The organism is Microbacterium sp. bgisy203, from assembly GCF_057706945.1.
The window spans coordinates 348,519-373,131 of the sequence record NZ_JBYIPF010000001.1; the positions used below are offsets into that span (position 1 = coordinate 348,519).

At 70.1% G+C, this 24,613-nt stretch carries 26 protein-coding genes; 3 read left to right on the forward strand and 23 right to left on the reverse strand.

Annotated features, from left to right (window positions below):
• The first annotated feature begins 74 nt into the window (after positions 1-74).
• Positions 75-626, forward strand: a complete 552-nt coding sequence (locus tag AC3ENQ_RS01690) for a TetR/AcrR family transcriptional regulator (RefSeq protein WP_431801069.1) — start codon at positions 75-77, stop codon at positions 624-626.
• Here the strand turns inward: AC3ENQ_RS01690 and serA are convergent.
• The 10 genes from serA to AC3ENQ_RS01740 form a co-directional block, all read right to left on the reverse strand.
• Entirely contained in the window at positions 613-2,241 is a 1,629-nt protein-coding gene (gene serA, locus AC3ENQ_RS01695; protein ID WP_431801071.1) for a phosphoglycerate dehydrogenase, read from the reverse strand. The two genes, AC3ENQ_RS01690 and serA, sit on opposite strands and share 14 nt — an antisense overlap.
• 124 nt (positions 2,242-2,365) lie before the next feature.
• The gene (locus AC3ENQ_RS01700; RefSeq protein WP_431801073.1) at positions 2,366-2,716 is read right to left on the reverse strand and encodes a bacitracin resistance protein; all 351 of its coding nucleotides are present in this window, start codon (positions 2,714-2,716) and stop codon (positions 2,366-2,368) included.
• 41 nt (positions 2,717-2,757) lie between these two features.
• Positions 2,758-3,273 (reverse strand): DNA polymerase III subunit gamma/tau, encoded by a 516-nt coding sequence (locus AC3ENQ_RS01705; RefSeq protein WP_431801075.1) that lies wholly within the window; start codon positions 3,271-3,273, stop codon positions 2,758-2,760.
• Positions 3,270-4,007 (reverse strand): copper homeostasis protein CutC, encoded by a 738-nt coding sequence (locus AC3ENQ_RS01710; protein WP_431801077.1) that lies wholly within the window; start codon positions 4,005-4,007, stop codon positions 3,270-3,272. The genes AC3ENQ_RS01705 and AC3ENQ_RS01710 overlap by 4 nt, the downstream gene beginning before the upstream one ends.
• Positions 4,008-4,114: 107 nt before the next feature.
• Positions 4,115-5,140: a ketol-acid reductoisomerase gene (ilvC, locus tag AC3ENQ_RS01715; RefSeq protein ID WP_431801079.1), complete on the reverse strand. Its 1,026-nt coding sequence runs from the start codon at positions 5,138-5,140 to the stop codon at positions 4,115-4,117.
• A 30-nt stretch (positions 5,141-5,170) separates the two neighbouring features.
• Positions 5,171-5,680 (reverse strand): acetolactate synthase small subunit, encoded by a 510-nt coding sequence (gene ilvN / locus AC3ENQ_RS01720; protein ID WP_431801081.1) that lies wholly within the window; start codon positions 5,678-5,680, stop codon positions 5,171-5,173.
• Position 5,681: 1 nt separating this feature from the next.
• Positions 5,682-7,484, reverse strand: coding sequence for an acetolactate synthase large subunit (locus AC3ENQ_RS01725; protein ID WP_431801083.1), 1,803 nt, complete (start codon positions 7,482-7,484; stop codon positions 5,682-5,684).
• Positions 7,485-7,530: 46 nt separating this feature from the next.
• Positions 7,531-9,249, reverse strand: a complete 1,719-nt coding sequence (ilvD, locus tag AC3ENQ_RS01730; protein WP_431801085.1) for a dihydroxy-acid dehydratase — start codon at positions 9,247-9,249, stop codon at positions 7,531-7,533.
• Between the two features lie 9 nt (positions 9,250-9,258).
• Entirely contained in the window at positions 9,259-10,047 is a 789-nt protein-coding gene (gene otsB / locus AC3ENQ_RS01735; RefSeq protein WP_431801087.1) for a trehalose-phosphatase, read from the reverse strand.
• Positions 10,044-11,459 (reverse strand): alpha,alpha-trehalose-phosphate synthase (UDP-forming), encoded by a 1,416-nt coding sequence (locus AC3ENQ_RS01740; RefSeq protein ID WP_431801089.1) that lies wholly within the window; start codon positions 11,457-11,459, stop codon positions 10,044-10,046. The genes otsB and AC3ENQ_RS01740 overlap by 4 nt, the downstream gene beginning before the upstream one ends.
• A gap of 24 nt (positions 11,460-11,483) precedes the next feature.
• Here AC3ENQ_RS01740 and AC3ENQ_RS01745 point away from each other — a divergent pair, with 24 nt between their 5' ends.
• Complete coding sequence (locus AC3ENQ_RS01745) at positions 11,484-11,735, forward strand: hypothetical protein (protein WP_431801091.1); 252 nt, start codon at positions 11,484-11,486, stop codon at positions 11,733-11,735.
• Positions 11,736-11,771: 36 nt separating this feature from the next.
• Here AC3ENQ_RS01745 and AC3ENQ_RS01750 read toward each other — a convergent pair whose 3' ends face one another.
• Genes AC3ENQ_RS01750 through AC3ENQ_RS01765 form a run of 4 tightly spaced genes read right to left on the reverse strand, consistent with a single transcriptional unit; the run spans position 11,772 to position 14,899 of the window.
• Positions 11,772-12,212 (reverse strand): GNAT family N-acetyltransferase, encoded by a 441-nt coding sequence (locus tag AC3ENQ_RS01750; RefSeq protein ID WP_431801093.1) that lies wholly within the window; start codon positions 12,210-12,212, stop codon positions 11,772-11,774.
• Between the two features lie 49 nt (positions 12,213-12,261).
• Complete coding sequence (locus tag AC3ENQ_RS01755) at positions 12,262-13,446, reverse strand: acetyl-CoA C-acetyltransferase (protein ID WP_431801095.1); 1,185 nt, start codon at positions 13,444-13,446, stop codon at positions 12,262-12,264.
• On the reverse strand, positions 13,443-14,096 hold the full coding sequence (locus tag AC3ENQ_RS01760; protein ID WP_431801097.1) for a 3-oxoacid CoA-transferase subunit B: 654 nt from the start codon (positions 14,094-14,096) through the stop codon (positions 13,443-13,445). Before AC3ENQ_RS01760 ends, AC3ENQ_RS01755 begins: the two co-directional genes overlap by 4 nt.
• Before the next feature lie 2 nt (positions 14,097-14,098).
• Entirely contained in the window at positions 14,099-14,899 is an 801-nt protein-coding gene (locus tag AC3ENQ_RS01765; RefSeq protein ID WP_431801099.1) for a CoA transferase subunit A, read from the reverse strand.
• 104 nt (positions 14,900-15,003) lie between these two features.
• Here AC3ENQ_RS01765 and AC3ENQ_RS01770 point away from each other — a divergent pair, with 104 nt between their 5' ends.
• The gene (locus AC3ENQ_RS01770) at positions 15,004-15,795 is read left to right on the forward strand and encodes an IclR family transcriptional regulator (protein WP_431801101.1); all 792 of its coding nucleotides are present in this window, start codon (positions 15,004-15,006) and stop codon (positions 15,793-15,795) included.
• Positions 15,796-15,832: 37 nt separating this feature from the next.
• Here the strand turns inward: AC3ENQ_RS01770 and AC3ENQ_RS01775 are convergent, their stop codons facing one another.
• The 9 genes from AC3ENQ_RS01775 to AC3ENQ_RS01815 are packed head-to-tail and all read right to left on the reverse strand — an operon-like array spanning position 15,833 to position 24,495.
• Entirely contained in the window at positions 15,833-16,756 is a 924-nt protein-coding gene (locus tag AC3ENQ_RS01775; protein WP_431801103.1) for an alpha/beta hydrolase, read from the reverse strand.
• A complete protein-coding gene (locus tag AC3ENQ_RS01780) occupies positions 16,753-17,505 on the reverse strand; it encodes a 3-hydroxybutyrate dehydrogenase (RefSeq protein WP_431801105.1) in 753 nt (250 codons plus the stop codon). Before AC3ENQ_RS01780 ends, AC3ENQ_RS01775 begins: the two co-directional genes overlap by 4 nt.
• Positions 17,498-18,190 (reverse strand): TetR/AcrR family transcriptional regulator, encoded by a 693-nt coding sequence (locus tag AC3ENQ_RS01785; protein WP_431801107.1) that lies wholly within the window; start codon positions 18,188-18,190, stop codon positions 17,498-17,500. Before AC3ENQ_RS01785 ends, AC3ENQ_RS01780 begins: the two co-directional genes overlap by 8 nt.
• A complete protein-coding gene (locus AC3ENQ_RS01790; protein ID WP_431801109.1) occupies positions 18,177-19,766 on the reverse strand; it encodes a class I adenylate-forming enzyme family protein in 1,590 nt (529 codons plus the stop codon). Before AC3ENQ_RS01790 ends, AC3ENQ_RS01785 begins: the two co-directional genes overlap by 14 nt.
• Positions 19,763-20,905, reverse strand: coding sequence for a branched-chain amino acid ABC transporter permease (locus AC3ENQ_RS01795; protein ID WP_431801111.1), 1,143 nt, complete (start codon positions 20,903-20,905; stop codon positions 19,763-19,765). Before AC3ENQ_RS01795 ends, AC3ENQ_RS01790 begins: the two co-directional genes overlap by 4 nt.
• The gene (locus tag AC3ENQ_RS01800) at positions 20,902-21,780 is read right to left on the reverse strand and encodes a branched-chain amino acid ABC transporter permease (protein ID WP_431801113.1); all 879 of its coding nucleotides are present in this window, start codon (positions 21,778-21,780) and stop codon (positions 20,902-20,904) included. The genes AC3ENQ_RS01795 and AC3ENQ_RS01800 overlap by 4 nt, the downstream gene beginning before the upstream one ends.
• On the reverse strand, positions 21,777-22,505 hold the full coding sequence (locus AC3ENQ_RS01805; RefSeq protein WP_431801115.1) for an ABC transporter ATP-binding protein: 729 nt from the start codon (positions 22,503-22,505) through the stop codon (positions 21,777-21,779). Before AC3ENQ_RS01805 ends, AC3ENQ_RS01800 begins: the two co-directional genes overlap by 4 nt.
• The gene (locus AC3ENQ_RS01810; RefSeq protein ID WP_431801117.1) at positions 22,502-23,266 is read right to left on the reverse strand and encodes an ABC transporter ATP-binding protein; all 765 of its coding nucleotides are present in this window, start codon (positions 23,264-23,266) and stop codon (positions 22,502-22,504) included. The genes AC3ENQ_RS01805 and AC3ENQ_RS01810 overlap by 4 nt, the downstream gene beginning before the upstream one ends.
• Positions 23,267-23,292: 26 nt before the next feature.
• The gene (locus tag AC3ENQ_RS01815) at positions 23,293-24,495 is read right to left on the reverse strand and encodes a substrate-binding domain-containing protein (RefSeq protein WP_431801119.1); all 1,203 of its coding nucleotides are present in this window, start codon (positions 24,493-24,495) and stop codon (positions 23,293-23,295) included.
• Positions 24,496-24,613: the final 118 nt, after the last annotated feature.

A 24,613-nucleotide genomic window follows, 5' to 3' on the forward strand; every position in this document is an offset into this window, starting at 1 on the left:
TAGTATCAGAAGACGGCGTATGCCGGAAGCTGCCCGCGCCCGGATGCCTCGCGCTCAAATGGAAGGATCGGACCATGAGCAGACCCCCGCGCGCCCGCGACCTCGTCCTCGACGCGTTCGAGGCGCTCCTCATCGACGAGGGCGAACGCGCGGCGACGATGGATGCCGCAGCCCGCGCGGCGGGAGTGTCCAAGGGCGGTCTTCTGTACCACTTCGCCTCGAAGGAGGCGCTCGAACTCGCCCTCATCGAACGCCTGGTGGTGCTCGCCGATGACGACCTCGACGAGATGATCGCCTCCCCCGATGGCGCCGTCGCCTTCTTCCTGCGCACGTCCGTCATGGACGACGACCCGCTCGACCGCGCCCTCATCGCCGTCGCGCGACTCGCGCAGGGCGGCAGCGCCGCGGCATCCGATGCCCTCCGCGCCGTGCGCCAGCGCTGGGCTGACGCCCTGCGTGGGCACGTGCGCGACGAGACCGCGCTCGATCTCGTGCTGCTCGTCAGCGACGGACTCTATTACAACAACGCGCTCGGCGAAGCCGCCGGGGCTTCCGGCCCCGTGCCCCGCGGTGAGGCGCTCGACGCGCTCGTGGCCCTCGTGGAGCGCAGCGTCAGTCCTCGGTGATGTCGATCTCGCGGAAGAGGTCGGCGCCGACGGCGTCGCGCATGTCGTCGAGGATCTCCTCGGGCACCGGCTGATCGACCGTCAGCACCGACAGCGCACGGCCCGATGCGTCGGGCTGGGCGACGAACAAGCCGGCGATGTTGATGCCCGCCTCGCCGAGCTTCTGCCCGTAGATCGCGACGATGCCGGGGCGGTCGGCGTAGCGCATGACGACGTGGTGCTGCTCGATCGGCACCTCGATCTCGTAGCCGTTGATGCCGACGATCTTCGGCACCATGCGGGTACCCGCGAGCGTCCCCGCGACCGTCAGCACGGTGCCGTCGGCGAGGGCGCCGCGGAGGATCGTGATATTGCGGTAGAGCGGGCTCTCGGCCTCGACGATCAGGCGCGTCTCGATGCCGCGCTGCTCGGCGAACAGGGGCGCGTTGACGTACGAGACGTTCTCGCTCACGATCTTCGTGAAGATGCCCTTGAGCGCCGCGAGGCGGTAGACGCTCACGTCGTACGCCGCGAGCTCGCCGCGCACCTCGATGTCGAGGCTCGTGAGCGCGCTCGTCGCGAGGCCGGAGAACACCTGGCCGAGCTGCTCGACGAGGGCGATGCCGGGGCGGACGAACGGGTCGATGACCCCGCCCGCGACGTTCACCGCGTCGGGGACGAGATCGCCCTCGAGGGCGAGCTTCACCGAGCGGGCGACCGAGATGCCCGCCTTCTCCTGCGCTTCGTCGGTCGAGGCACCCAGGTGCGGCGTGACGACGACGTTCGGGAGCGACAGCAGCGGAAAGGCGGTGCCGTCCTCCTTGGGGGGCTCGGAGGTGAAGACGTCGAGGCCCGCACCGGCGATCTCGCCGGTCGTGAGCGCCGTGTAGAGCGCCTCCTCGTCGATGAGACCGCCGCGGGCGACGTTCACGATGTAGGCGGTCGGCTTCATGAGCGCGAACTGCGCAGTGCCGATCATGCCGGTCGTCTCGGGCGTCTTTGGCATGTGGATCGTCACGAAGTCGCTCTGCGCGAGCAGATCGTCGAGCGACAGGAGGGTCACGCCGAGCTGCTGGGCGCGGGCGGGGGTGACGTACGGGTCGTAGGCGACGACCGAGACGCCGAAGCCCTGGAGGCGCGCCGCGATGAGCGCGCCGATGCGCCCGAGGCCGATGATGCCGACGGTCTTCTCGAAGAGCTCGGTGCCGGTGAACGAGCTGCGCTTCCACGCGCCGCCCGCGAGCGACGCGTGCGCGGCGGGGATGTGGCGCGCGAGGCTCAGAATGTGGCCGACGGTGAGCTCGGCGGCGGAGATGATGTTCGAGGTCGGGGCGTTCACGACCATGACGCCGGCGGCCGTCGCCGCCTTGATGTCGACGTTGTCGAGCCCGACGCCCGCGCGTGCGACGACCTTGAGCTTGGGAGCTGCGGCGATCGCCTCGGCATCCACCTTCGTCGCCGAGCGGACGAGGATCGCGTCCGCGTCGGCGATCGCGGCGAGCAGCGCCGGCCGGTCGGTGCCGTCGACGTTCCGGACGTCGAAGTCGGGACCGAGTGCGTCGATCGTGGCGGGAGAGAGTTCTTCGGCGAGGAGGACGACAGGCTTGGACGCTGACTGGGACACTGACTGGGACACAGGGCAGACCTTCGGTGTTCGCGCGGACGACGCGTTCGGGTGGGATCGACCGCCAGCCTACTCGCCGCGCGGAGGCGTCGATGACCGTGTGACGACTCGTCGCCGCCGGGCGGACGGCGCGCTGTCAGCCGAGCATCGACGAGCCCGACGTCGCGCTGTACGCGATGACGTCGAGCCAGAAGACCGCGGTGACGGCGAGACCGGTCAGGAGGACGAGCGAGAACTCCCACCACGTGCGGCGCCAGCCGATCGCGAACGCCGTGCCGAACGCGATCAGCGGGAAGACGACGGCGAACAGCAGCACGAACCAGCCGTATGCGTTGAGGGGCACCGTGCCGCTCGCCTGCGCGATGAGGAACTCGACCGCGTTCCAGACGAAGTAGGCGTAGAAAAGCCCGAAGAACACCGAGAGCGTGACGATGAGCCACGTCGGCATGATGCGCGGCTTGGCGGTCTTCTCGGGCGTCGGGGACACGGACACAGTCTCCGCCCGGCCCTTGTGCTCCTTGCGCGCGTTCACTGACCCACCGCCCCCACCATCACGAACGGCCACGGGATGAGGACGACCAGTCCCGCGATGAGCCACACGATCCGCACCCAGCTCTTCGACGCCCGCGTGAGCAGGTAGGTCGTCAGGAACCACAGCGCCGGAGCGGCCACGGCCAGCCAGAACGACACCTGGTAGCCCACGGGGCTCACGAGGAACTGGGCCGTACCCTGCAGGCGGATGCCGCCGATGATCCAGCCGATCGTGAAGAGAAGATAGGCGCCCGCGAGGATGCCGAGGGTCACGAGCGTTCCGTTCGACATCGGCTGCGCGTCCCCGGGCATCGTGACGGTGCCGTCCGACTCGATGTGCCCGACCTTCTCGCTCCCCTTGCCGACCGCCTGGTACCCGTCGGGCAGGGCCAGGGGTTCCGACGTGTCGGCGGCGCCGCGCTCGGGGTCCGCCTCCGGCAGGGAGCCGACGTCGAGCGTCGGATCGTCGTCGCCGTCCCAACGGAGGGCGTCGTCGTCGCGTCCTGTGCTCACGCGCTCAGCGTAGCGTCATCGGTGTGGCACGCGGCCTCCGCCGCTCGCACGACGGTGATGTCGGTGACATCGTGCCCGGCGGTCCCCCCGCCCGGCCCCGAGGGCTCGTCCTCGCCGGCGAGAGCCCGCGCTGAGAGGTGCACCGCGCCGACGCCGGTCGCGACGATGGCGGGGATGTCCTCGACGCGCACACCGCCGCCCGCCATGATCTCCGCGCCGCCCTCGGCGATCTCGACGAGGCGGGCGAGCGTCTCGAGCCCGTCGATCGCCCGCGTCGCCCCGCCGGAGGTGAGCACGCGGTCGACGCCCGCGCCGCGCAGCTGCTCGAGCACCGCGACGGGGTCGGCCGCGGCGTCGATCGCGCGATGGAAGACGAGGGTCGCCTGTCCTGCGGCATCCCGCCACCGACGCACCGTCGGGACGTCGGCGCGGCCGTCGGAGGTGAGCGCACCGATCACCACTCCCCCGACGCCGGCGCGGACGGCCGCCGAGATGTCGGCGGAGACGAGGGCGATCTCGCTCCGGTCGTAGACGAAACCGCCCGCACGCGGCCGGACCAGCACATTGACGCGCGCACCGCCGACGGCGGCGACGGTCGCCTCGATGAGGCCGATCGAAGGGGTGACCCCACCGACGCCCAGGGCCTGGCAGAGCTCCAGCCGGTCGGCGCCGGCGGCGATCGCGTCGCGCGCTCCGGCAGGGTCTTGGACGGCGATCTCGAGGGCTGCGGTCATGCGTTCACTCTAGTGAACGAGAAGGGCCCGGCCCCCTGGTGTGGGGGCCGGGCCCGGTGGCTTGGATCAAGCCGTACCCGGCGGGTGGCCGGGAATCTCAGCGAGGATCAGCGCGCGGCCGAACCCTCGACGTAACCCTCGTCCTGCTGCTTCCACGCGAACAGGGCGCGCAGGTCCTTGCCGACGGCCTCGATCGGGTGCTCGGCGGCCGCGGCGCGCAGCGCCTGGAACTCGGGCGCCCCGGCATCCTGATCGCCGATGAACCGCTCGGCGAAGGCGCCGGACTGGATGTCGGCGAGGACGCCCTGCATGTTCTCCTTGACACGCGGGTCGATGACGCGCGGGCCCGACACGTAGTCGCCGTATTCCGCCGTGTCGGAGACCGACCAGCGCTGCTTGGCGATGCCGCCCTCCCACATGAGGTCGACGATGAGCTTCAGCTCGTGCAGCACCTCGAAGTAGGCGATCTGCGGCTGGTAGCCCGCCTCGGTGAGCGTCTCGAAGCCGTACTGCACGAGCTGCGACACACCGCCGCAGAGGACGGCCTGCTCGCCGAAGAGGTCGGTCTCGGTCTCTTCGGTGAAGGTCGTCTTGATCACGCCGGCACGGGTGCCGCCGATCGCCTTCGCGTACGCGAGGGCGGTACCCCAGGCGTTGCCGGAGGCATCCTTCTCGACCGCGATGATGTCGGGGATGCCGCGGCCGGCCACGAACTCGCGGCGCACCGTGTGGCCGGGGGCCTTGGGGGCGACGAGGATGACGTCGACGCCCTCGGGCGCGTCGATGTAGCCGAAACGGATGTTGAAGCCGTGCGCGAAGGCGAGGGTCTTGCCGGGCGTCAGGTTCGGCAGGATCTCGTCGGTGAAGATGCCGCGCTGGTGCTGGTCGGGCGCGAGGATCATGATGATGTCGGCCCACGCGGTCGCGTCGGCGACCGACATGACGGTGAAGCCGTCCTCCTCGGCCTTCGCCTTGGACTTCGAGCCCTCCTTGAGCGCGATGACGACCTCGACGCCGGAGTCGCGGAGGTTCTGCGCGTGGGCGTGGCCCTGCGAGCCGTAGCCGACGATCGCGACCTTCTTGCCCTGGATGAGCGACAGGTCGGCGTCGGAGTCGTAGAAGATCTCGGCCATGGTGTTGTGTTTCTCCTTGTATCGGGTGGTCTAGCCGCGCAGGACGCGTTCGGTGATGGACTTTCCGCCGCGGCCGATGGCGACCATGCCGGACTGGGCGAGCTCCTTCACGCCGAAGGGCTCGAGGGCGCGCAGGAACGCGTCGACCTTGCCGCGGTCGCCGGTCACCTCGACGACCAGCGCGTCGGTCGCATAGTCGACGATCGACGCGCGGAAGAGGTTCACGACCTCGATGACGTTCGAGCGCGTCTGGTTGTCGGCGCGGACCTTGATGAGCATGTGCTCGCGCTGGACGGATGCCGCCGGCTCGAGCTCGACGATCTTGATGACGTTGACGAGCTTGTTGAGCTGCTTGGTCACCTGCTCGAGCGGGAGGCCCTCGACGTCGACGACGACCGTGATGCGGGACAGGCCCGGCACCTCGGTGACGCCCACGGCGAGCGACTCGATGTTGAAGCCCCGGCGGGCGAACAGGCCCGCGACGCGGGTGAGCAGGCCCGGCTTGTCCTCGACGAGCAGGCTCAGGACGTGACGGCTCATCTCACACCTCCTGATCGAAGCTCGGCGCGTGGTCGCGGGCGTACTGGATGTAGCTGTTGCTGACGCCCTGTGGGACCATCGGCCACACCATCGCGTCGGCGGAGACGACGAAGTCGATCACCACGGGGCGGTCGTTCGTCGCGAGCGCGGTCTGGATCGCGGCATCCACGTCCTCCTCCTTCTCGACGCGCAGCGCCAGGCACCCATAGGCTTCGGCGAGCTTGATGAAGTCGGGGATGCGGATGGTGTCGTGCCCGGTGTTGAGGTCGGTGTGCGAGTAGCGGCCGTTGTAGAACAGCGTCTGCCACTGGCGCACCATGCCGAGCGAGGAGTTGTTGATGATCGCGACCTTGATCGGGATGTTGTTGATGACGCAGGTGGCGAGCTCCTGGTTCGTCATCTGGAAGCAGCCGTCGCCGTCGATCGCCCACACGGTGCGCTCGGGCTCGGCGACCTTCGCGCCCATCGCGGCGGGGACCGAGTAGCCCATCGTGCCGGCGCCGCCGGAGTTCAGCCAGGAGTTCGGGCGCTCGTAGCCGATGAACTGCGCCGCCCACATCTGGTGCTGGCCGACGCCCGCGGCGTAGATGCCCTCGGGGCCGGTGAGCGCGCCGATGCGGCTGATGACGTACTGCGGTGACATGAGACCGTCGGTGGGCGCCGTGTAACCGAGCGGGAATTCGCTCCGCAGCCCGTCGAGGTACGACCACCACTCCTCGGTGTCGGGCTCCCGGCCCTCCGCGACGCCGCGATAGGCAGCGTCGAGGTCGATGAGCACCTCGCGCACGTCACCGACGATCGGAACGTCGGCGGTGCGGATCTTCGAAATCTCGGCCGGGTCGATGTCGACGTGGACGACCTGCGCGTTCGGGGCAAACAGCGCCGCCTTGCCCGTCACACGGTCGTCGAACCGCGCGCCGAGGGCGACGATGAGATCGGCCTCCTGGAGGGCGAGCACAGCGGGCACCGTGCCGTGCATGCCGGGCATGCCGAGGTGCTGCGGGTGCGAGTCGGGGAACGCGCCGCGAGCCATGAGGGTCGTGACGACGGGGGCACCGGTCGTCTCGGCGAGGCTCAGGAGCTCCTTCGACGCGCCGGCGCGGATGACGCCGCCGCCGACGTACAGGACCGGCTTCTGCGCGTTCGCGAGGAGCGTCGCGGCGGCCTGGATCTGCTTGCCGTGGGCCTTCGTCACGGGGCGGTAGCCGGGAAGGTCGTAGCGCGGCGGCCAGACGAAGGGCGCCTCGGCCTGCTGCGCGTCCTTCGTGATGTCGACGAGGACGGGACCGGGGCGGCCGGTCGAGGCGATCTCGTACGCGGCGGCGATGGCACCGGGGATCTCTGAGGCATCCTTCACGAGGAACGAGTGCTTCGTGACGGGCATCGTGATGCCCACGATGTCGGCCTCCTGGAAGGCATCGGTGCCCATGAGCGTCGAGAAGACCTGGCCGGTGATCGCGAGCATCGGGACGGAGTCCATGTATGCGTCGGCGATCGCGGTGACGAGGTTCGTCGCGCCCGGGCCGCTCGTCGCGATCGCGACGCCGACCTTGCCGGATGCCGCGGCGTAGCCTTCGGCAGCGTGCCCCGCGCCCTGCTCGTGACGGACGAGGATGTGGCGGAGCGCCGTCGAGTCCATGAGCGGGTCGTAGACGGGCAGGATCGCCCCGCCGGGAAGACCGAACACGTCGGTCACTCCCAGGAGTTCGAGCGAGCGGACGACGGCTTCCGCGCCGGTCAGGATCGGAGCGGAGGCGCTGCGTGCGGGCGGCCGAGGAACGGCCGCAGCGGTGTCGAGTGACATGAGGGACCTATCGAGCAGGGTGTCTGATGTGCGTGGAAAGCGGGGCCTAGCCCGTCGTCGCGCCCTCCGCGGCGGAGCGCACGAGCTTCGAGTACTTGGCCAGAACGCCACGGGTATAGCGCGGGGGAAGGGGCTCCCAGCCCTCGCGGCGGGAGCTCAGCTCGGCCTCGTCGACGAGTAGATCGAGAGTGCGAGCCGCGATATCGACCCGTATCAGATCACCATCGCGCACGAAGGCGATGGGACCTGAGTCCACCGCTTCGGGTGCTATGTGGCCGATGCACAGGCCGGTTGTGCCGCCTGAGAATCTGCCGTCCGTCAAGAGTAGTACATCTTTTCCGAGGCCCGCGCCCTTGATGGCCGCGGTGATGGCGAGCATCTCGCGCATGCCGGGGCCGCCCTTGGGGCCCTCGTAACGGATGACGACGACATCGCCCGCGGAGATCTCCCCCGCCTCGAGGGCGTCCATCGCGGCGCGTTCGCGCTCGAAGACGCGCGCGGGGCCCTCGAAGACGGCGGCGTCGAACCCGGCGGTCTTCACGACCGCGCCCTCGGGGGCGAGCGAGCCGTGCAGGATCGTGATGCCGCCGGTCGCGTGGATCGGGTCGTCGAAGGTGTGGATGACGGTGCCGTCGACGGGGTCGGGGGCGAGGTCGGCGAGGTTCTCGGCGAGCGTCTTGCCGGTCACCGTGAGCGCGTCGCCGTGGAGGAGCCCTTCGTCGAGCATCGCCTTCATAATGACCGGGATGCCGCCGTGACGGTCGACATCGTTCATGACGTACTTGCCGAACGGCTTCATGTCGGCGATGTGCGGCACCTTGTCGCCGATGCGGTTGAAGTCGGCGAGGGTCAGGTCGACCTCGGCCTCGCGCGCGATGGCGAGCAGGTGCAGCACGACGTTCGTCGAGCCGCCCAGGGCCATCGCGAGGGCGATCGCGTTCTCGAACGCCTCGGGGGTCAGGATGTCACGCGTCGTGATGCCCTGGCGCAGCAGGTTCACGACAGCCTCACCGGAGCGGTGCGCGAAGTAGTCGCGGCGACGGTCGGCCGACGGCGGCGCCGCCGAACCCGGCAGCGAGAGTCCGAGGGCTTCGGCGACCGAGGCCATCGTGTTCGCGGTGTACATGCCGCCGCACGCGCCCTCACCCGGCGCGAACGCGCACTCGATGCGCTTCAGGTCGGCCTCGGTCATCTTGCCCGCCAGGCACGCGCCGACGCCCTCGAAGGAGTCGATGATGGTGATGTCCTTCTCGGTCCCGTCCGAGAGCTTCACCCAGCCGGGAGCGATGGAGCCCGCGTACAGGAAGACGCTCGAGAGGTCGAGACGCGCGGAGGCCATGAGCATGCCGGGGATCGACTTGTCGCAGCCGGCCAGGAGCACCGTGCCGTCGAGTCGCTCGGCCATGACGACCGTCTCGACCGAGTCGGCGATGACCTCTCGGCTCACGAGCGAGAAGTGCATGCCCTCGTGCCCCATCGAGATCCCGTCGGAGACCGAGATCGTGCCGAACTGCAGCGGGTATCCCCCGCCCGAGTGCACACCCTCCTTCGCCCCCTGCGCGAGCCGGTCGAGACTGAGGTTGCAGGGGGTGATCTCGTTCCAGCTGGACGCGATGCCGATCTGGGGCTTGTCCCAGTCCTCGTCACCCATGCCGACGGCGCGGAGCATGCCGCGGGAGGTCGTCGCCTCGATGCCGTCGGTGACGGCGCGGCTACGGGGTTTGATGTCGATCGACGGTGAAACGGTGTCCTCGGGCTCAGGCATTCTCGAAGTCTATTCCCGCGCGGCGCCCCGCTCGTGCGCGAGGCGGGCGAGGAGCGCCGCAAGCTCGGCGATGTCCGCGACGCGGACGGATGCCGCGGTCTCCCCCGCCCCGACACGCACGCCCACGTCTCCCGGGCGGAGGCTCCGGAGCGCGTCCTCGTCGGTCACGTCATCACCCGCGAAGAGCACCGCGGTGGCCCCTGTCTCGGCGCGGAGCCGCTCCACCGCGGCATCCTTCCCCTCCTGACGGAAGGCGAACTCGAGGATGTCGCGCCCGGCGCGGCGGCGCCAGGCGGGCGCCCGGTCGGCGACGAGCGCGTCCACGGCATCCTGCACGTCCGGCGCACCGTCGCCCGCGAGGCGCGTGTGCAGCGCGAAGCCGAACTCCTTCGGCTCGATCCACGCGCCCTCGGCGCGGCCTGCGATCTCCTCCGCCCGGGCGCGCAGCTCATCGCGGAGCGCCCGGTCGGCGGCGTCGTCCGGCGACGCCTCGACGGGCGGCCACTGCTCGGCGCCGTGCGATCCGGCGAGCAGGACGGGCGAGTCGTCGTCGTGCTCGGCGATGATGCGGAGGTCGTGCAGCGTGCGACCCGACACGAAGGCGACCGCCGTGTCGGGTGCGTCGAGGAGGGCGTCCACGGCGTCGGCTGCGTCGGGCGTCATGCGCGCGTTCATGGGCTCATCGACGAGCGGGGCGAGCGTGCCGTCGAAGTCGAGCGCCACGAGCAGCCGCGGGGTGCGCGCCAGTGCGGAGATCGCGGCGATCGCCGACGGATCCTCGGGTCCGACCGCGCTCACGAGCGGCGCTCCCGGATCGATGCGAGGTCGGCGAGAAAGGTGCGCGACCAGTCCGCGACGTCGTGGTCGCGCACGCGGCGGCGGAGCGCCCGCATGCGCTTGCGCTGTTCGTCCACGGGCATGTCGATAGCCGTCTCGATCGCGTCCTTCAGTCCGTCGATGTCGTGGGGATTGACCCGGATCGCCTGAGTGAGCTCGTCGGCCGCGCCGGTGAACTCACTGAGAACGAGGACCCCGCGCCCGTCGACGCGGCTCGCGACGTACTCCTTCGCGACGAGGTTCATGCCGTCGCGGAGCGCCGTGACGAGCATGACGTCGGCGGCAAGGTAGAGGGCGACCATCTCCTCCCGCGGATAGGAGTGATGGAGGTAGCGGATCGCGGAGTGCCCCACCGTGTCATGGTCGCCGTTGATCCGCCCCACCGTCAGCTCGATCTCGTCGCGCAGCTGCATGTACGCCGCCACGCGCTCGCGGCTCGGGCTCGCGACCTGCACGAGGGTCACGTCCTCGACGTCGAGCCGGTGATCGGCCAGGAGTTCGCCGAACGCCTTGAGCCGATGCCCGATGCCCTTCGTGTAGTCGAGGCGGTCGACGCCGAAGAGCACGGTCTTCGGGTTGCCGAGACTCTCGCGGATCTCGCGCGCACGTGCCTGGACGTCGGGCCGGCGCGCCAGCTCGTCGTAGACGGCGGCGTCGATCGAGATGGGGTAGGCCTTCGCGATCGCGGTGCGGACGGTGCCGTCCTTGTCGGGGACGCGGATCGACCCGGCCTTCGTCTCGAACCCGAGCTGCCGACGCACGGCGCGTGCGAAGTTCCCGGCATCCGCCACGCGCTGGAAGCCGATCACGTCGGCCCCGACGAGGCCCTCGAGCACCTGCTTGCGCCACGGCAGCTGCGCATAGATCCCGTATGCGGGGAACGGAATGTGATGGAAATAGCCGATCACGAGGTCGGGGCGGAGTTCCCGCAGCATGCGCGGGACGAGCTGGAGCTGGTAGTCGTGGACCCAGACTGTCGCGTCCGGCGCGGCGACGGATGCCGCAGCCCGCGCGAACCTCTCATTGACGCGGACGTACGCCTCCCACCAGAGACGGTGATACGCGGGCGGGGAGATGACGTCGTGGTAGAGCGGCCAGATCGTGTCGTTGGAGAAGCCCTCGTAGAACAGCTCCACGTCCTCCGCGGACAGCACGACGGGCACGAGGCTCATGCCGTCGAACTCGAACGGATCGATTTCGAGGCCGGGCTGCCCCGGCCACCCCACCCACGCGCCGCCCGTGGACTGCAGGACGGGCTCGAGCGCGGCGACGAGGCCACCGGGTGAGCGGCGCCACTCGTCGTCGTCGGCAGAGCGGTCGACGGGTAAGCGGTTGGAGACGACGACGAAGTCGGCCGCGGGGGTGGTGTCCATGATGCTCCAGGCTAACGTGGACGCATGCGCATGCTCCTCGGCTCCGGACTCCTCTCCTCGCTGACCACCGGTCTCACGCTTCTGCGCGGCGCGCGCGGCGACGTCCCCTTCACGTGGCGTCAGGCGCTCGCGTGGATCAGCTGGGGCATCACCCTCGCCCTCGCGATCGGCACGATCGTCGACACGCGGCGCGCGTCGCAGGGGAAGCTCGTCGCGACCGACTCGCCCGTGCACGGCAAGGAGCAGAAGCTCCTCGCCCGGCGCCTCAAGGACTGACGCGCGCTCCGGCCGCGAGCGGGCCGGGAGTCCCGGTCAGAGCTCGATCTCGTAGTGGATGAATCCCGTGCGCGTCGCGACGCGGTCGTAGAGGCGCCGCGCCGTCTCGTTCGACTCCTCGGTGAGCCAGTAGACCTTCTCGGCGCCTGCGGCCTCAGCCGCATCCCGAACGTGCGCGATGAGCGCGCCGCCGACCCCGCCGCCGCGGACGTCGGGGGCGACGAAGAGGTCTTCGAGGTAGCAGGAGGACGACGTGGTCCACGTCGAGGGGTGGAAGAGCCAGTGCACGAACCCGACGGCGCGCCCCGTCTCGTCGCGGGCGATCGCGCCGTGCAGACCGTCCTCAGAGGTCAGGCGCGCGAAGACGTCGTCGGTGACCTCGGGGGCGAGCTCGCGGCGGTAGAAGACGAGGTAATCGGCCCAGAGGGCGTCCCATTCGGAGCGATCGGAGACGGCGAGGGGCGAGATCGTGGTCACGATCCCGAGCCTAGCTGCCTGCCGACCCCATTCCGAGGTGCGCGGCCCCTCAGCGCGTGAGGATGAGGGCCTCGCCCTGACCGCCGCCGCCGCAGAGTCCGACGGCCGCCGTGCCCGAGCCTCGGCGGACGAGCTCGTGCACCGCGTGGACGACGAGACGCCCGCCGGAGGCGCCGATGGGGTGGCCGAGGGCGATGCCGCCGCCGTGAATGTTCACGACGTCCTCGCCGAGGCCGAGTTCCTCCTCCGAACGCACGACAACAGCGCCGAAGGCCTCGTTGATCTCGACGAAGTCGAGATCGGACACCTCCAGGCCCTGACGCTCGAGCGCCTGCGCGATGGCGCGCGCCGGCTGGGCGTGAAGAGAGTTGTCAGGTCCTGCGACCTGACCGGCCGCCCCGACGACGGCGAGCACCGGCCAACCTTTCTCGTCGGCGTGCGCGCGGGTCGTGAGGACGACCGCCGAGGCACCGTCCGAGATCTGCGACGCGTTGCCTGCGGTGATCGTGCCGTCCTTCGCGAAAGCCGGACGGAGCTTCGCCAGGGTCTCCTCGGTCGTCTCCGGACGGATGCCCTCGTCGGCCGTGACGCGCACGGGGTCGCCCTTGCGCTGCGGCACCTCGACCGTGACGATCTCCGCGTCGAACAGGCCGTCCTGCTGCGCCGCGGCGGCCCGCTGGTGCGACAGCGCCGCGACCCGGTCCTGCGCTTCGCGCGTGATGTGGAACGTCGGGTTGAGCCGCTCGGTCGACGCTCCCATCGACTCCTTGTCGTAGGCATCCGTCAGCCCGTCGTACGCCATGTGGTCGAGCACCTCGACCGAGCCGTACGACCAGCCCTCGCGCGAGCCCATGAGCAGGTGCGGGGCGCGGGTCATCGATTCCATACCGCCCGCGACGACGACGGTCGCGTCTCCCGCGGCGATCATGCGCTTCGCGTCGATGATCGCGGTGAGACCCGACAGGCACACCTTGTTGACGGCGGATGCCGGGACGTCCCATCCGAGACCGGCCGCGAGCGCAGCCTGGCGCGCCGGGTTCTGGCCGGAGCCGGCCGGGAGCACCTGACCGAGGATGACCGCGTCGACCTCCTCCGCCGGGATCTGCGCCTTCTCGAGCGCGCCGGCGATGGCGAAGCCGCCCAACTGCGGCGCGGTGAACGAGCCGAGCTGGCCCTTCAGCCGCCCCTGCGGAGTGCGGGCGGCGGCCACGATCACGATGTCGTCGGTGCTCATACGTGTTCCTTCAGATCGTCGGAGATGGTGAGTGCCGGTTCGGTCGCGGCGACCACCTCGTCGACGGTGACGCCGGGGGCGAGCTCGACCAGCACCAGTCCATCATCGGTCACATCGATGACCGCGAGGTCCGTGATGATCCGATCAACCACGCCTCGGCCGGTGAGTGGCAGCGAGCAGGCGTCGACGATCTTCGCCGAGCCGTCGCGGGCGACGTGCTCCATGAGAACGATGACGCGCGCCGCGCCGTGGACGAGGTCCATCGCACCGCCCGGGCCCTTCACCATCTTGCCGGGGATCATCCAGTTGGCGAGGTCACCGGTCGCCGACACCTGCATGGCGCCGAGGATCGCCGCGTCGATCTTGCCGCCGCGGATCATGCCGAAGCTCGTCGCCGAGTCGAAGAACGAGGCTCCGGGCAGGACCGTCACGGTCTCCTTGCCGGCGTTGATGAGGTCGGGGTCGACGTTCTCCTCGGTGGGGTACGGGCCGACGCCCAGGATGCCGTTCTCCGACTGCAGGACGACCGTGACGCCTTCGGGGACGTAGTTCGGCACGAGCGTCGGCAGGCCGATGCCGAGGTTGACGTACGAGCCGTCGGCGAGTTCGGCGGCCGCGCGCGCGGCCATCTCGTTGCGGGTGAGTGCCATGATCAGGCTCCTTCAGGGACGGGACGGCGGAGGGCTTCGTCGACGGACACGGTGCGACGCTCGATGCGCTTCTCGATGCCCGTGCCGACCTCGACGACACGGTGGACGTAGATGCCCGGGAGGTGGATGCTGTCAGGCTCGAGGTCGCCGGCGGGGACGAGCTCCTCGACCTGCGCGATGCACACCTTGCCGGCCATCGCCGCGAGCGGGTTGAAGTTCCGCGCCGCCTTGTTGAAGACGAGGTTGCCGTGCGTGTCGCCCTTCAGGGCGTGCACGAGCGCATAGTCGGTCACGATCGCCTCTTCGAGGACGTACTCCCCCTCCGTCCCACCCGGGGCGAAGGTGCGGACATCCTTCTGGGGCGAGGCGACGGCGATGCCGCCCTGCCCGTCGTACTTCCGCGGCAGGCCCCCCTCAGCGACCTGCGTTCCGACGCCGGTCTGCGTGAAGAACGCGGCGATGCCCGATCCCCCGGCGCGGAGCTTCTCGGCGAGCGTCCCCTGCGGGGTCAGTTCGAGCTCGAGCTCGCCGGAGAGGAACTGCCGCTCGAACTCCTTGTTCTCCCCCACGTAGGACGAGGTCATCTTGCGGATGCGCTTCGCGTTCAGGAGGACGCCCAGGCCCCAGTCGTCGACGCCGCAGTTGTTGGAGACGATGGACAGGTCGCTCGTGCCCTGGGCGAGGATCGCCTCGATGAGGGCGATGGGGTTGCCCGAGAGTCCGAAGCCGCCGACGGCGAGCGAGGCCCCGTCGGGGATGTCGGCGACGGCCTCCGCAGCCGTCGCGTAGGTCTTGTCGATCACGTGTACTCCTTCGTGTTCCGTGCACGACCATCGTGCGCCCCGCCGCGCGGCTCACGCACGCGGCTGTTTGCCATGTGAACGATCGGCGCAGTAGTGTCCACATCATGGACAGCGTGGTCGGAACCAGCGTTCCCGGAGCCCAAGCGATCGCGCGGGCCGCCGCACTCCTCCGACTCGTCACCGGCGCCGGCGACGCGGGCGTCACGATCGCGGACCTCGCCCGGCGCGCCGACCTCACGCGACCCACGACCCACCGACTCCTCGCGGCCCTGCGCCAAGAGGGCCTCGTCGATCACGACGAGACGACGCATCGCTGGATGCCGGGACCCGAGCTCTACCTCATGGGGACCGTCGCCGCCTCGCGCTATGACATCACTGCGATCGCGCGCGACATCGTACGGTCGCTCGCCGTCCGCACCGAGGAGAGCGCGTTCCTCTCGGTGCGGCGCGGCGACGAGACGGTCTGCCTCATCCGCGAGGACGGCAGCTTCCCGATCCGCTCGTTCGTCCTCTCCGAGGGGACGCGCTTCCCCCTCGGCGTCGCCTCCGCGGGCCTCGCGATCCTGGCCTTTCTGCCGCCCCACGATGTGGACGCCTATTTCGAACGGCATCCGGAGCTCGGCGATCGTCACGGCAGCGCACACGCGGAATCGCGCCTGCGCACACGCCTGCGTGAGACGCAGGAGCGCGGATTCGCGCTCAACCCCGGGCTCATCGTCGAGGGCAGCTACGGACTCGGCGCCGCGGTCTTCACGCGATCCGGGCACCCGCAGTGGGCACTCAGCCTCACGGGAGTCGAGTTCCGCTTCACGCCCGAGCGCATCCCCGAGCTCGGGCGCACGCTCCTCGCGCACGCCCACCAGCTCTCGACACGCGTCGCCGCGGCCGCGCGCTGACCGCGCCGCGTCTGCGCCGGGTGCGGACGTTGCGCACTCAGGCGACGGGCGTCGCCGCCGCGAGCGCGAGCTGCGCCGTCACGAGGCCCGCGAGCCGCTCCGCGCCCGCGCGGCTGAGGACGACGGTGTAGTGGTTGAACTCCGGCCACCGTTCGTGCTCGATCGTCGGCGTGCCGGCGAGCAGACGGGGCAGGTGCGCCTCCGCGTAGAGTCCCGGCTCCTCGTCCTGCAGGCCCCGGGGCACCGTGATGAGCACCGTCGGATGCGTCAGCGCGGCGAGGGCGTCGGAGATCGTCGACGTGGTGTTCATGTCGATCGTGTCCTCGACCGTCGTCGCATACGACGTCGCCGGGCGGAGCCGGTCCCCGTCCGGGACGAGGTCGTACGACAGGTAGCGCTCGAGCTGGGGCGTCCAGTCCGCCGCGAAGGCGGGGTGATCGCGCCAGAAGTCGAGATAGTCGGCCGGGCTGTCGAAACGCAGGTTCAGCCGTGCGGCCGTCGGCCCGAGGATCGCGGCGACGAGCTCATCCGGCGTGAGCCCCGCGGGCGCGTCGAGCGGAAGGCCTCCGTCGACGAAGACGAGACGGGAGACGAGCGCGGGATGCCGGACGGCGAACACTCCCGCAACGAACGCACCCATCGAGTGGGCGACGACGACGACGGGGCCGAGGCCCAGCGCCTCCGACACGGCGGCGAGGTCGTCGGCGTGGTTCGCCATGCCCGCGGGACCCTCGAGCGTGTTGCTGCGGCCGCGGCCGCGGAGATCGGGCGCGACGATGCGGACGCCGGGGAGGGCCTCGGCGAGGAACTCCCAGGCGAGGTGCGACGACGTGACCCCGTGGATCGCGAGGATCGTCGGGGCGTCGGAGCTCGCGGCATCCCACACGCCGACGTGCAGGTCTCCCCCCGCGACGGGGATCTCGACGGCGCGGACCGGCCGCGCGCTCGGCACGTCGGTCATCGCGCCGTCCACCCGCCGTCGATCGTGTAGCTGGCGCCGGTGACCATACCGGCGCGGTCCGAGGCGAGCCAGCCGGCCAGCGAGGCGACCTCGTCGGCCTCGACGAGACGCTTCACGACGCTCTCGGTCAGCATGATCTTCTCGACGACCTCGCTCTCGGGGATGCCGTGGACCTTCGCCTGGTCGGCGATCTGCTTCTCGACCAGTGGGGTGCGCACGTACGCGGGGTTGATGCAGTTGCTCGTCACGCCGTGCGGTCCGCCCTCGAGGGCCGTCACCTTCGACAGACCCTCCAGCGCGTGCTTTGCGGCGACGTAGGCAGACTTGAAGGCGCTCGCGCGCAGGCCGTGCGCGCTCGAGATGTTGATGACCCGGCCCCAGCCCCGCTCGTACATGTACGGCAGCGACGCGCGGATGAGAAGGAAGGGCGACTCCACCATGAGGCGGTGCATGAAGCGCCAGCGCTCCGGGTCGAACTCCTGGATGGGCGACACCGTCTGGATGCCGGCGTTGTTGACGAGGATGTCCGCCTCGAGGGTGAGGTCGATCTGCGCGTCGGTGTCGGAGAGATCGACGACCCAGGCCTCGCCGCCGACCCGCTCGGCGACCTCCTGTGCTGCGTCGCCGTTGAAATCGGCGACGATCACGTGCGCTCCGCGGGAGGCGAACTCCTCCACGCACGCCAGACCGATCCCGCTCGCGCCGCCCGTGACGAGCGCGCGCCTTCCCGCGAGGTCCTGTTCAGGCATCCGTGCCCCCTTCGTTCTGCGGCGACGCGCTGCGCGCCGCCAGCGCGTTGCGGATGAACCGCATCATGTGGTCGATGATCTCCGTGGGCATCGCCGCCGGCGCGGCGCCCTCGTCGTCCTGCTCCCAGAGCAGGTAGCGCATGCCGATGAGCTCGCCCGCGCCCATCAGCGCCCACGCGGTGACCTCGGGATCGAGGGCCTCGTCGACGTCACCGTCCTGCTGCGCGGCGCGCAGGCCCGCCTCGTAGCCGTCGACGATGCGCGTGTAGTGCAGGCGCAGCATGTCGGGCGAGACGAACTCCGCCTCGCGCACGACCCGGTACAGCGCCGGATGCGCGGCGGTGAAGCGGAAGAACCCCTCGAAGCCGGCGCGCTCGGCGTCGATGCGGCTCGTGGTGCCCGCCATCGCCTCGCTCATCGAGTGCCGCACGCGGCGGTTGAGGTCGATGACGAGCTCTTCGAAGATCTGCTGCTTGCTGTCGAAGTACAGATAGAACGTGCCGAGACCGATGCCGGCGCGCTCGGTGATCTTCACGATGGATGCCTCGTGGTAGCCGAGGTCGGCGAACACCTGCTCCGCGGCCTCGAGGAGCTTCCGGCGGGTGGCCTCACCACGCTTGGTGAGGGGCTTTCCGGTCGCGGAGAGGACCGCCTCGGTGGGAGCGTACGGATCAGCGGTGGTCATGGGTCCCCTCCTCCACGAGTGCGACGGCGCGGTCGCGCAGCCGCGCGCGGGCGAGCTTCTCGATCGTCGAACGCGGGAGCGTGTCGACGAACGCGATGCGCACCGGCACCTTGAATCCGGCGAGCTCGGCGCGGGCGTGCATGAGCAGCTCGTCCTCGCCGAGGGTCGCGCCCTCGGCGCGGACGACGAACGCCACGCCGCGCTCCCCCCAGACCGGGTCGGGGACGCCGACGACGGCGGCCTCGGCGACAGCCGGGTGCAGGCACAGTGCGCGTTCGACCTCGGCGGGCGCGACGTTCTCACCGCCGGAGATGAAGATGTCCTTCAGCCGGTCGACGATCCGGAAGACCCCCGACGCGTCGCGGTGGGCGATGTCGCCCGATCGCAGCCACTCCCCCGCCATCGCGCGCGCCGTCGCGGCCTCGTCGTGCAGGTAGCCCGCGAAGACGCTCGGCCCGCGCACCCACAGCTCGCCGGTGGCTTCGCCGTCGAGCACGAGCCCCGTCGCGGGGTCGGCGATGCAGACGTCGACGTAGCGGTAGGGGCGCCCGACCGCGCCGGGGTACCGTGCGGTGTCTCCCGCGGGAAGGCACAGGACGTTCGGGGATGCCTCGGTCAGCCCGTATCCCTGGGTGAGCGGGACACCGGCATCCGCCCACCGCCGCGCGAGGTCGACGGGAACGGTCGCGCCGCCCACGAGCGCCCGGCGGAGGGGCCCCGCGATCACCTCGGAGAAGTCCGGGTCGTCGGCGAGCAGGCGGTACTGCGTCGGCACGCCCATCATCGTCGTGACGCCCCGCTCCGCGAGCAGGTGCAGGATGCGGCGGGGTTGGAACGAGCGCTCGAGCACGACCGTCGCGCCCACCCACCAGGCGAGCAGCGGCTGGCAGTTCCACGCCGCGATGTGGAACTGCGGGAGGACCGCGAGCACCACGTCGTCGGCCGTGATCGAAAGGGCGCCGGCGAGGGCGAGGTTGTTCCAGAAGCAGTTGGCGTGCGTGAGGACGACGCCCTTAGGCGCCGCCTCGCTGCCGGATGTGTGGATGACCAGGAGCGCGTCGTCATCGCGGACGGCGCGTGCAGGGGCCGGTTCTCCGCGGCGCGCGGGGACCGACGCCTCGATCCCGGTGGTACCGAGCGCGCTCACCGGCGGCGCGTCGGCGACGGCGCGGAGGGCGTCGGCGGCGAGCCCCACGTACTCGTCCTCGATGAGCAGCAGCGCGGGCGCCGACGTGCCGACGACCTCGGCCAGTTCGCGCGGGGCGAGGCGCCACGACAGCGGCATGAACGCGATGCCCGCCTTCGCACAGGCGAAGAACGCGACGACGTGCTCGATCGAGTTGCCCGACACCGTCCCGATCCGGTCGCCCGGGCCGTAGCCGGCGGCGCGCAGCGACGCCGCGAGGCCGAACGCCCGCGCCTCGAGGTCCGCGTACCCGATCCGCACCCCCCGGTCGTCGATCGCGGTGCGATCGGGTGAGGACGCGGCGCGGTCGGTCAGCCAGCGACCGATCGTGTGTGCTCCGTCGGTCGTGGGCTCGGCATCCGCCGTCCACGCCGCGCCGCGGCCCGTCATACCTTCACCTCCACCGTGTCATCGACCTGCTGGACCTCGTCGTCCAGCTGGCGCAGCTGCGAACGGGTCCGCTCGCCGCGACGACGCCGCACCCACGCATCGAGGGTGCCGGCGATGCCGCCGGGCAGGAACATGACGACGAGGATGAACAGCACGCCGAGGATGAACAGCGGCTCGGACAGCGGGATGTCCAGCCACGCGGGCAGCTCGTCGATCCACGCGGATCGGGCGAGTACCGTGAGGCGCTGGTCGAGCATCGTGTAGAGCACGCCTCCCACGATCGCACCCCAGCGGAACCCGACGCCACCGAGGACCACCATGACGAGCACGGTGATGGTGAGGTCGGCGCCGACCGCGCTCGGCTGCGTGCCGGATTGCAGGAGCATGTAGGCGACGCCGGCGAGGGCGGCGCAGACTCCCGCGACGACGAACACGATGAGCTTCGCGACGTAGGGGCGAAGGCCGAGCACCTGCACGCGCAGCTCGTTCTCGCGCGTCGCCTGGGCGAGGTGCCCGAGACGCGATCGGTCGACCCACAGGACGATCAGGTAGACGATGACGAGGACCGCGAGGGTCACCCAGTAGAGGTTCCGGGTGTTGACCACGCCGACGAGCCAGTCGGGGACGAACTCGACGGGAAGGCGCAGTCCCTCCTCGCCGCCGGTCACTTGCTGGTTGCGTCGGACGAGCACGGAGCCGGCCTGAGCGAAGGCGAGGGTCACCATCGCGAACGGGATGCCGGAGACGCGCATCGCGATCGATCCGGTAAAGGCGGCGAGCAGGAGTCCGCCGAGGAGGGCGAGCGGGATGCCGACGATGAGCGGAACCTGCAGGAGCTTCAGGACGAGGCCGAGTCCGTACGCCCCGGCTCCGAAGTAGAGCGCGTGGCCGAACGAGAGCATGCCGGATGTGCCCAGCAGCAGGTTGTACGACAGCGCGAGCGCCGCGAACACCATGCACAGCGACAGCAGGGCGAGGCTTCCCGGGGTGTAGGTGGGGCCGGGGAGGATGCCGGGGAGGGAGACGTTCAGCAGCGGCAGGATCGCCATCACGACGACGAGCACCGCGCCCACGATGAAGGGAGCGTACTGGCCCTTGCGTCCCGCGACCAGCGTCGGGACTCCGGTGGTGACGGTCATGCGGCTTTCCTCCCCATGAGGCCGGTGGGACGCACCAGCAGGACGACGGCGAGGAGGGCGACGACGATGAAGTCTCCCGTGCCGTTGAGATAGACGTTCGCGAACTGCTGCAGCACGGCGACGAGCACCGAGGCGATCGCCGCTCCCGTGAGCGAGCCGAGCCCGCCGATGACGGTGACGATGAACGCGAAGATCAGGAGCGTCGCGCCCATGTGCGCCGACACGTACGTGTACCAGTGCATCGCGAGCACGCCGCCGATACCGGCCGCCGCTCCACCGATCGCGAACACGAGGGTGAAGCTCTTGCGCACGTCGATGCCGAGCGCGGTGACCATCGAGCGGTTCTCGACGCCCGCGCGGATGATCATGCCGTAGCGGGTCTTGCGGAGGAAGAGCACGAGACCGGCGAGCACGAGGGCGGCGGCGATCATGAGCACCCAATAGGTGTTCGGGATGCGGGCGCCGAGCACCTCGGTCGTGCCCTTCAGCCACGGCGGCCCCGCGATGTTGATCGCGTCGGTGCCCCAGATGCCCTCGAAGAGGGCCACGGCGGCGAAGGAGAGACCGACCGTCACGAGCACCTGTTCGATGTGACGCTCGTAGAGGGGCCGGATGAGGAAGAGTTCCGTGAGCGTCGCGAAGATCGCGCCGACGATCGCACCGACCAGGATCGAGACGAGGAACGACCCCCACGAGGCGGTGCCGAGGCTCTGCGCGACCCACCAGCCGATGAAGGCGCTGAGGGTGAGGAACGCGCCGTGCGCGAAGTTCAGCACGTGCATGAGGCCGTAGATGAGGCTGAGGCCCGAGGCGACGAGGAAGTACAGGGCCCCGAGGCCGATGCCGGTCAGGAGGATGAGGACGATGCTGCTCATGCGTGGGCCTCCGCGCTGACGCCCAGAAGGCGGGTGGTGAGGGCGACGTCGTCGAGGATCTCGCGCGCCGTGCCGGTGTGGACGACCCGTCCGCTCGCGATGACGATCGCGTCGTCGGCGAGGCGACGGACGACCTCGAGGTTCTGCTCGACGAGGAGGATGGGGACGATCTTCGAGGCCTCCTCCAAGGCATCCGCCACTTCGGCGACGATCTTCGGCGCGAGCCCCTTCGTGGGCTCGTCGACGAGGAGGATCCGGTTCTCGTTGAGGAGGGCGCGCGCGACCGAGACCATCTGCTGCTGGCCGCCCGAGAGTGTGCCGGCGAGCTGCCCGCGACGCTTGACGAGGTCGGGGAAGAGCTCGGCGACGAATTCACGGCGCGGGTTCTTGTCGCGCTCGGCGAGGGAGAGGTTCTCGGCGACGGTGAGACCCGCGAACACCTCGCGGTCCTCGGGGACGTACCCCACGCCGCGCTGGACGATCTGGTGGGTCTGGAGGCCGTCGATCCGCTCGCCGGCCAGGACGATGTCGCCGCGGCGGCTGATGAGGCCCAGGATGCCGCGGATCGTCGACGTCTTGCCGACGCCGTTGCGTCCGAGGACGGCGGTGATGCCGGTGGGAGGCACCTGGAAGGTGACGTCTTCGACGACCTGTTGCCCGGCGATGGATGCCGACAGGTGCGTGACGGTGAGGATGGGGTCGGGGAGCGTGGCCGGCGTGCTCATGCCGCAGTCCCGAGGTAGGCGCTCTGCACGAGCGGGTTCTCCATGATCTTCTGGGGCGTGTCGAACGCGATGATCGAGCCGGAGTACATCACGGCGACGTGGTCGACGAGGCCCATGAGGACGTCGATGTGGTGTTCGACCATGAGGACGGTGCACTGCTTGTCGCGCTGCATCTCGCGGATGTTCTCGACGAGCCCGGGCACATCGCCCGAGGCGACGCCGGCCATCGGCTCGTCGAGGAGGACGAGCTTCGCGTCGGTCGCCAGCAGCACCGCGATCTCGAGCTTGCGCTTGTCGCCGTGCGAGATGTCGCCGGCCGCCGTGTCGAGCTTGTGGGTGAGACCGAGCTTGATCAGCTGCTCGAGGGCGATCTGGGTGGCGGCATCCGAGGCCCGCGGGAAGCGCAGCAGGGAGTAGTTGCCGCCGAGACCGACCTGAGCGGCGATCCGGACGTTCTCCAGGACGCTGAGTCTCGGGAAGAGACTCGACGTCTGGAAGGTGCGACCCAGCCCCGCCCGCGCCCGCAGGGGCACGGAGGTACGGGTGATGTCCTCTCCGTCCATCAGGATGCGACCTGCGGTGGGCCGGGAGATGCCGGAGATCACGTTGAAGAGCGTGGTCTTCCCGGCGCCGTTGGGCCCGATCACACCGACGAGGCTGCCGGGTGCGATCTCGAGGTTCACGTCCTGGAGGATGGTCGCTCCACCGATCTGCAGGCCGAGGCCTTCGACCGAGAGCGCGGGCGCGATTGGGGTCGTCATGATGTGTGTTCCTCAGCCGTTCGGCGTCACTGCTTCTCGGCGGGGGCGACCTCGTCCGCGGGGACGGTGTCGACGAGCTCGGGCGTGAAGGCGCCGCCGTCGGAGACGAGCTTCACCTGGTACATCTCCTGGATGAGCGCGTGGTCGCTGGCGCGGACCGTGAGCTTCCCCTTGGGGCCGTCGAACTCGAAGCCTTCGAGCGCTGCGACCATCGCGTCGACGTCGCCCTTGCCCTCCTTGATGGCCTGAACGAGCATGATCGCCGCGTTGAAGCCGTCGGGGGTGAACAGGTCGGGGGTGCCGCCGGCCTTCTCGACCGCCTCGATCATGGTGTCGTTGACCTCATTGTCGGGAGCGCCCGGAAAGTAGTGGTTCAGGAAGCTGATCTTCTCGGATGCCTCGCCGTATGCGCCGAAGGTCGCCGAGTCGCCGAGACCGGTGACGACCGGCACCGCGTCAAAGACGCCCTGCTGGCTCATCGCCTGCCACATGGCGCCCGAGGTCGCACCGGCCCACGCCACGAAGACTAGGTCGGGGCTGCCGGCGAGCACCTGCTGCGCGAACGGCGTGAACTCGGTCACGTCCTCTGCGACCAGCACGCTGTTCACCGTCGCACCCTTGCCGCCGAGGATCGCCTTGACGGCGGCCTCGTTGCCCTGACCGAACGCGTTGTTCTGCGCGAAGACCGTGACGGTCTTGCCCTCGAGGTCTCCGAGGAACGTTCCGGCGGTCGCGACGTCCTGCGCGGACTGTCGGCCCGTGCGGAACGTGTAGTCGTTGATGCCGGTAATCGCGTCGGCGGCCGCGGGGCCGGAGAGGAAGAGGACCTTGTTCTGGCCCGCCTGTTCGGCGAGGGCCGCGGCGACGCCCGACGAGGCGCTGCCGGCGAGGATGTTGACGCCGTCGCCGATGAGCTCCTTCGCGACGCCGACCGCGGTGTCGGGGTCACCGGCGTCGTCGCGGTACTCGACCGTGATCTTCGTCCCATTGACCTCATCGGTGCCGTCGGTCGCCCACTCGAGCCCGGCCTTGAAGCCGTCGAGGTACTGCTTGCCGTAGCTGGCGAGTGGTCCGGTCTCGCTCGTGATGACGCCGACCGTGATCTCAGCGGGGCCGGCCTCGCCGGACTCCGTCGGGCTGGTCGTGCCCGTGGACGGCGCGCAGGCCGCCAGGGTGAGGGCGGCCGTAGCGATCACGGTCCCCAGGAGCAACTTCTTTGTAACCCGCATGTGCGTGCCTTTCACCATTGGAAGGGGTACCTGAAACATGATTCAGGTACTGAGAGTCTGTTCAGGTTCGCGGTCGCTGTCAAATTCGGCGGGACGCGTCGCGATCACGATCCGGTAA